Genomic DNA, 6249 nt, shown 5'->3' with positions numbered 1-6249 from the left:
TCCTTGCGCTAGGCGCAAGGAAGGGGGCCTTCATGTACTCGCTGGCGGGGCAAAGGGGGTCGTGAGTGGCGCACCGGTCAGCGCACAGTTCGCCACCCCGGCTCGCTACGCGTCGAGCGCGATCGCGATCGCGCCCAGCAGGGACGCGTCCTGGTCGAACTTCGCCGACACCAGCTCGGGCGGGAACGGCACGGCCCTGGCCAGCCGCTCACGCAGCGCGGGCAGCAGGATGTCGGCCGAGCGCACCAGTCCCCCGCCGACGGCGATGCGCTGCGGATCGAGCGCGATGGCGAGGTTCGCGACGTGCATCGACAGCTCGTCGAGCGCCGCGCCCACCAGGTCCTTGGCCCGCGCGTCCTCCCTGGCGAGGCCGAACAGCTCGCCCGCGGTTACCGGGCGGCCGAGCAGCACACTCGCCCGGCCGCCCAGCCCACGCCCACCGACGGCCTCTTCCAGCGGCGCCGCTCCGCTGGCGAACCCGTCGGTGTCCTGCGGTGAGAGGAGGTTGTACCCGATCTCTCCCGCAGCGCCATTCGCGCCGGTCAGCAGCCGGCCGCCGACCAGGACCGCCGCGGCGATCCCGGTCCCGAGCGAGAGGAACACCGCCGGATCGGTGTCCGCCAGCGCCCCCCATCGCCATTCCGCGAGCGCCGCCGCCTTGGCGTCGGTGCCCACCTCGATTCCGACGCCGCCGAACTCGTCGGCGACGAGTTCGCGCAGCCGCAGTTCCTCCCAGCCCGGCACGTTGGGGGCCAGCAGGATGCGGTCCTCCAGCACGATGCCGGGGCTGACGACGCCGATCGCGGCGAGGTTGTCGGCGGCGCCTTCGTCGGCGAGCAGTTTCCTCGCGGCGGCGAGCGCCCGGCTCACCACCTGTTCGGCGCCCGCCTGCGCGTCGGTGTCGAGCCGCCGGGTGACCAGCAGGCTCCCGGCTCTGTCCGCCAGCCCGATCGCGACCTTCGTCCCGCCGAAGTCGATCCCCAGGATCAGTTCTTCCCCCGTCACTTCCCGTTCCCCTCTGCCGCCCCCGCGAACGATTCCTGGATTCCCTTGGGCCCGAACGGCCACACGCGCTCGGCCTTGGCGTAGGCGAGGAACGCCGCCACGCCGAGCGCGATCCACCCCACCGAAAGCCCGATCGAGAGCCAGGTGGCGGAGAAATAGATGTAGACCCAGCCGAGCAGCGCGATGATCGTCGGGATCGGGTAGAGCCATTGACGGTACGGCCGGTGCAGTTCCGGACGTCGTCGCCGCAGCACCACGATCGCCGCGACCTGCGCGAGCGACTGGATCAGCACGAGCACCGTCACCGCCGCGTTGATCACCGCGGTCAGCGTGAAGAGCGACCCGATCGCGGTGATGGCGCCCATGGTCAGCACACCGGCCGTCGGCAGGTTGAGTTTCGGGTGCAGTTTGGCGAACACCGGCAGGAACACCTTGTCGCGCGCGGCCTCGAACGGGACCCGCGAGCCGCCGAGCAGACCGGCGAACACCGAACCGATCGCGGCGATCACGATGAACACCGTGATGACCTTGGCCGTGCCCGTGCCCCACGCCTGCTCCAGCACGGTGGAGGCGACCGAGGTGGCGTTCTTCAGCTCCTCCAGCGGGATCGAGCCGAGCACTCCGAGCTGCAACAGGAAGTACAGGCTCATGATGCCGAGGATCGAGAAGATGATCGACCGCGGCAGCGTCCGGCCCGGGTCCCGCACCTCGCCACCCAGGTAGGCGCTGGTGTTGTAGCCGAGGTAGTCGTAGATGGCGATGATCAGGCCCGCGCCGAGCCCGGCCCAGAACGCGCCGCCGCCGAACGAGAACGCGCCCGGCGTGAAGGCGAACGCTTGCGCGCCGTCGAAATGCGTGAAGGCCGCGACGATCACCGAGAGCGCGGCGAACAGCATGATCGCGAACAGGACGGTGGTGAGCTTCCCGATCTCGCCGATCTTGCGGAACAGCGCCAGCACGATCAGCGCGATGACGCCGAGCCCGATGACCTTGCCGAGCGCGGTCGTCCCGCCGTCGTCGGCGACACCCGGGATCAGGTACCCGAGGTACTGGACGAGACCGATGATGCCGGTGGACATGATCAGCGGGATGAACAGCACCGCGCTCCAGGCGAACAGGAACGGCATGAGCCTGCCGGTCCGGAAGCCGAACGCTTCGCGCAGGTACACGTAGGTGCCGCCGGCGCCGGGGAGGGCGGCGCCGAGTTCGGCCCAGATCAGGCCGTCGGCCAGCGCGATGAGCGCGCCGATGAGCCAGCCGAACATGGCCTGCGGGCCGCCGAGGGTCGCCACCATGGCGGGGATGGTGACGAACGGGCCGATCCCGCACATCTGGGTCATGTTGATGGCTGTCGCCTGGAGCGGCCCGATCTTCCGCTCGAGCCCCGGCCGCGGGGATGAACTCAAAACGCGCCTCCCTATTAGTTAGTAAAGTTTCTTAACATAATTTGCGGCGTGTCGGAAGGCCGGTCGGCAAAGTTGTCGCGCGCCGGTCCACCCGGAATTGCCCGAAAGGGCGCAATCCCCCGGAATACGCCCGAACGGACCAGTCCTGGGACGTATCAGGGGGTCACCGTTCCGCGTCCTCAGTAAGAGGCGACGTCTTCCCAGGGACGGTGAGGTCCATGAAACGGCTGTTCAGCGCGGTGATGGCGATCGCCGCTCTCGGCTTCACGGCGGCTTGCGGCGGAACTTCGACTCCCCGCGACACCGCGCCCGCCGATCAGACCAGCGGCGGTGTGACCACCGAGGTCGCACCGACGGCGTCGGCCGGTCCGGCTTCGTCCGCCTCGTCCGGCGGGGGCGGTGGCCACACCGACGATCCGGCACCGCCCGGGGTTCCCGGCAGCCCGATCGTCTACGACCACACGCGGCTCGGTGCCGCGCCGGAGACCGCCAAGTCGGATATCGAGGGTGACATCCGGAAGGTCTGCGGGCCGAGGCTGTGCGGGGTGAAGGTCGTGATCACCGGTTCGGGTGACTGCACCGCGAGCATCACCCATTCCCCGGTGAAACCCGGCGGGACGGTGACGGTCAAGGCCAAGGCCTGCGCGCCCGAGGTCTCCGAGGAGACCACGTCCTCGGAGAGCCCGGTGTCCTCCAGTGAAGCTCCCGCCGAGACCACGTCCGGATGACGACCCGGCGCGGTCTGCGCCGTCCGGAGCCGAAGGGTGCCGAACCGGACCCCGGGCCGCCCCAGGCGCTCAAACTCATCGGCGCGGTGCTGGCCAACACGACCCTGCTCACCGCGCTGCTGTACTTCTTCGGGCTCGTCGAGACGCAGGTGCTCTTCGCGTACTTCCGCGTGCACTACACGCTTCTCGCCCAGACCCCGGACGAGATCTTCGCGCGCGGTGCCGACGGCCTGTACCTGCCGCTGGCGGGTGTCGCGGGGGCGGTTCTCGGTTTCGTGCTCACCGTCCGGATCCTGCGATTGCGCCTTTCCGAGGGCGCGTGGGCCCGGCTGTTACGGATCTGCGTGCCGAGCGCGGCCGGGCTCGGCGCCCTGCTGGTCGTCGCGACCGTGATCGTCACGCTGAATCCGGAGCCGTTCCGCGACTTCCCCGGCCTGCCGGGACTCGGTTTCGGAGTCGGCGTGCTGATGCTGCTGTTCGCCTGGCGCCACTGGGCTTCGGCGCTGCGATCGAACCCGCTGGAACTCGTCCTGGGCTACGTGCTGATCAGCATCGGGCTGTTTTGGGCCGTCAGCGACTACTCGGCGGCCGTCGGCACGCGGCGGGGTTTCGAAACCGCGGCACAGCTTCCCGCGCGGCCCGCGGCGACGCTCTACAGCGCCGAAAGCCTCAACCTGACGGCCGGTGGTGTCCTGCAGGTGAAGTGCGCGGATCCCGACGCCGCCTACAAGTACCGGTACACCGGGCTGAAGCTGCTGCTGCAGTCCGGCGGGCAGTACGTGTTCGTGCCGTCGGGCTGGCGGGCGGGCAGCGGTGTGGCGTTCGTGATTCCGAGGACGGACAAAATCCGGCTGGAATTCGGTCCCGCGCGGTCGGCACCGCCCGCCGCCTGCTAACCCAGGTGCCGCACCAGCCATTCCGTGACCGCGTTGTCGACCAGCTTCGCGATCGGCAACTGCGGCGCGGGCTCGATGCCCGGTTCTTCGGCCAGCGGATGCGCGAGACCGGGAACGCGATCCAGCAGGATGTCACCGGGCACGGAGTACTGACCCCGCAACGTGTCGACGAGCTCGTCGGCATCCGCGCGGAACGAGGGGTAATCCTCTTCACCACTGACCACCAGCAGCGGGACTTGCTTTTCCCTGGCCGAGATTTCACCCGATCGTGCGACGAAGTCCAGCTGATCCGCCGCCTGATTCGCTTCGCCGGTCCACGGATAGGGCTGTTCCAGCATGCCTTCCACCAGGCCGATCACGGAACGCGCCCGCACGGCGGGGTTGACCAGGGCCGCGACGTGGACCGGGATCTCCCGCGTGGCCAGGACAGTCAGCGCCACGGCACCGCCCAGCGAACCGCCGACGACGGCCGTCCGGGATGTGTCGAAACCGAGGCGTTCCCGCAGTTCAGCCAGTGCGGCGGGGAATTCCAGGGCCGCCTGCCGGACGAACGGGTCCACGTACGCGAGCATGGCGTCCCGCTGGGCCCGCTCGACGATGGCGTCCATGCTGCCGTCGATCATTCTCGCGCCGCACAACGGCATTCCGAGGTACACGCGCCACGCCGGCACCCCCGCCAGCGGCAACGCGGCCGCGAAGGCGGCGTCGGTGCGCGGCGCGTCGATCATGTGCCAGGCGACGACCACCGGCGCGGGGCCGCTGACCTCGGCAGATGGCGGCAAGGCGGTGAACGGTACCCCCGCGGCCGTGCCCGTGACCGGTTCTCCCACCGCGATCCTTCCTCCTACGCTGTCGATCTCCACGATATCCACGACGCACCGGAGGCGGACCTCGTTCCGCCACAAGCGAAACAGTATGCCCGCGGTGTCACCCCGACGCGCCGCGGAGGTGGTTGCGGGTGCCCGGCGGCGGCCGAATAGTGTTGCGGCCCGGCCCATTGGAGGTGAACCGCCCGTGCCCGATGTCGACTACTACGAGGTGCTCGGCGTGGGCAAGGCCGCCTCGGTCAACGAGATCAAGACCGCGTACCGGCGCCTGGCGAAGTCGCATCACCCGGACACCGGGGGCTCCGCGCTCACGTTCCAGCTGGTCCGCGAGGCGTACGACACGCTGAGCGATCCGATGCGGCGCGCGGGCTACGACGCGGACGGGCGTTCCGTGCGCGTCCCGATCCGGCCGCGGCCGAGACGTCGCTTCGGCGAGGAACCGGGCTACGAGCCCGAGCCGGTCGTGATCGACCCGGAAGACCTCGAATGGTGGGAATTCGCCGCGCAGGACGGACGCGTGCGCCACGGGCGGCGGCGCGGCCCCGGGCACACCCCGGTCGTGGCGGCGGTCGGCGGGATGGTACTGGTACTGCTGCCGGTGCTGACCGGGGTCGGCTTCTCGGCGCCCACGCTGATCGTCTGGCTGATCCTGACCGCCGGGACCGCCCTGCTGGTGCAACGGCTCGCGCGCGGCTACCTCGCCGCCTCCCGCGCCAAGAACCGGTTCGCCGCCGAATTCGGCGGGAAACGCGTGTTCGGCACCCCCGGCACCGAGACCGACGAACTCGCCGAACGGCTCACCGCCGACCTGCTGGAGCGCTACCTGACCCGGCTGCCCGGCGCGCGGATCTTCCACGGCCTCTCGTGGCCGGACTCGGTGTTCGCCGACGTCGACCACGCGGTGCTGTGCGGGAAGCGGCTCGTGCTCGTCGAATCGAAGCTGTGGCTGCCCGGGCACTACGAAACCGATGACGACGACCGGCTTCTGCGCAACGGACGCGCCTTCCGCGGCGGTGGGAGCAGGCTGGCGGAAAGCCTCGCCGAGTACCGGCGAATCCTGCCGGGGGTCGCGCTGCGCGGGGCGATGATCGTGTACCCGAGCCGGACCGGTGAGATCACCACGGACCTCGACGATCCCTCCCCCGCGCCGCCGATGACGCCGGAGCAGTTCCTGCACGAGATCGGCGGCTGGCTGGCGGCGGAGCCGTCCACTGTGGACTCGGCGACGATGCGGGTGGTGCGGGACCGGGTGATCGGCTCCGGCTGAGGCACGCGGGAGCCAGCATTTCGTACTCTGAATGCGGTAGTTCACGTTACCAACTACCGCATTCAGAGGACGAAATGCTTACAGGTCTGACGCGTGTGAAGGCCCCCTTCCTTGCGCCTG

At 69.8% G+C, this 6249-nt stretch carries 6 protein-coding genes; 3 read left to right on the top strand and 3 right to left on the bottom strand.

Translation table 11 applies throughout. The annotated features are described in order from the left end of the window. Positions 1-105 precede the first annotated feature (105 nt). Both ACFWMR_RS42255 and ACFWMR_RS42250 read right to left on the bottom strand, forming a co-directional pair. Positions 106-1005, bottom strand: coding sequence for an ROK family protein (locus ACFWMR_RS42255; RefSeq protein ID WP_378382452.1), 900 nt, complete (start codon positions 1003-1005; stop codon positions 106-108). Further along, the gene (locus ACFWMR_RS42250; RefSeq protein WP_093937437.1) at positions 1002-2411 is read right to left on the bottom strand and encodes an APC family permease; all 1410 of its coding nucleotides are present in this window, start codon (positions 2409-2411) and stop codon (positions 1002-1004) included. Before ACFWMR_RS42250 ends, ACFWMR_RS42255 begins: the two co-directional genes overlap by 4 nt. A 218-nt stretch (positions 2412-2629) precedes the next feature. Between ACFWMR_RS42250 and ACFWMR_RS42245 the strand changes: the two genes are divergently transcribed. Together ACFWMR_RS42245 and ACFWMR_RS42240 are read left to right on the top strand one after the other, a co-directional pair. Then, entirely contained in the window at positions 2630-3139 is a 510-nt protein-coding gene (locus tag ACFWMR_RS42245; protein ID WP_093937438.1) for a hypothetical protein, read from the top strand. Continuing rightward, the gene (locus ACFWMR_RS42240; protein ID WP_378278894.1) at positions 3136-4035 is read left to right on the top strand and encodes a hypothetical protein; all 900 of its coding nucleotides are present in this window, start codon (positions 3136-3138) and stop codon (positions 4033-4035) included. The genes ACFWMR_RS42245 and ACFWMR_RS42240 overlap by 4 nt, the downstream gene beginning before the upstream one ends. Here ACFWMR_RS42240 and ACFWMR_RS42235 read toward each other — a convergent pair. Further along, complete coding sequence (locus tag ACFWMR_RS42235) at positions 4032-4865, bottom strand: alpha/beta hydrolase family protein (RefSeq protein ID WP_378382451.1); 834 nt, start codon at positions 4863-4865, stop codon at positions 4032-4034. The two genes, ACFWMR_RS42240 and ACFWMR_RS42235, sit on opposite strands and share 4 nt — an antisense overlap. A 184-nt stretch (positions 4866-5049) precedes the next feature. On the opposite strand from ACFWMR_RS42235, the gene ACFWMR_RS42230 reads away from it, so the two are divergent. Next, positions 5050-6129, top strand: a complete 1080-nt coding sequence (locus ACFWMR_RS42230) for a J domain-containing protein (protein WP_378382450.1) — start codon at positions 5050-5052, stop codon at positions 6127-6129. The last annotated feature ends 120 nt before the right edge of the window (positions 6130-6249 follow it).

The organism is Amycolatopsis thailandensis, assembly GCF_042723255.1.
Taxonomy (GTDB): domain Bacteria; phylum Actinomycetota; class Actinomycetes; order Mycobacteriales; family Pseudonocardiaceae; genus Amycolatopsis; species Amycolatopsis thailandensis.
The sequence above is the reverse complement of the archived record's forward strand: the minus strand, read 5'-3'. Positions and strand labels throughout refer to the sequence as shown.

Coding starts and splice junctions, on each gene's coding strand:
- ACFWMR_RS42245 (WP_093937438.1), top strand. CDS start 2,630: ATGAAACGGCTGTTCAGCGCGGTGATGGCGATCGCCGCTCTCGGCTTC.
- ACFWMR_RS42240 (WP_378278894.1), top strand. CDS start 3,136: ATGACGACCCGGCGCGGTCTGCGCCGTCCGGAGCCGAAGGGTGCCGAA.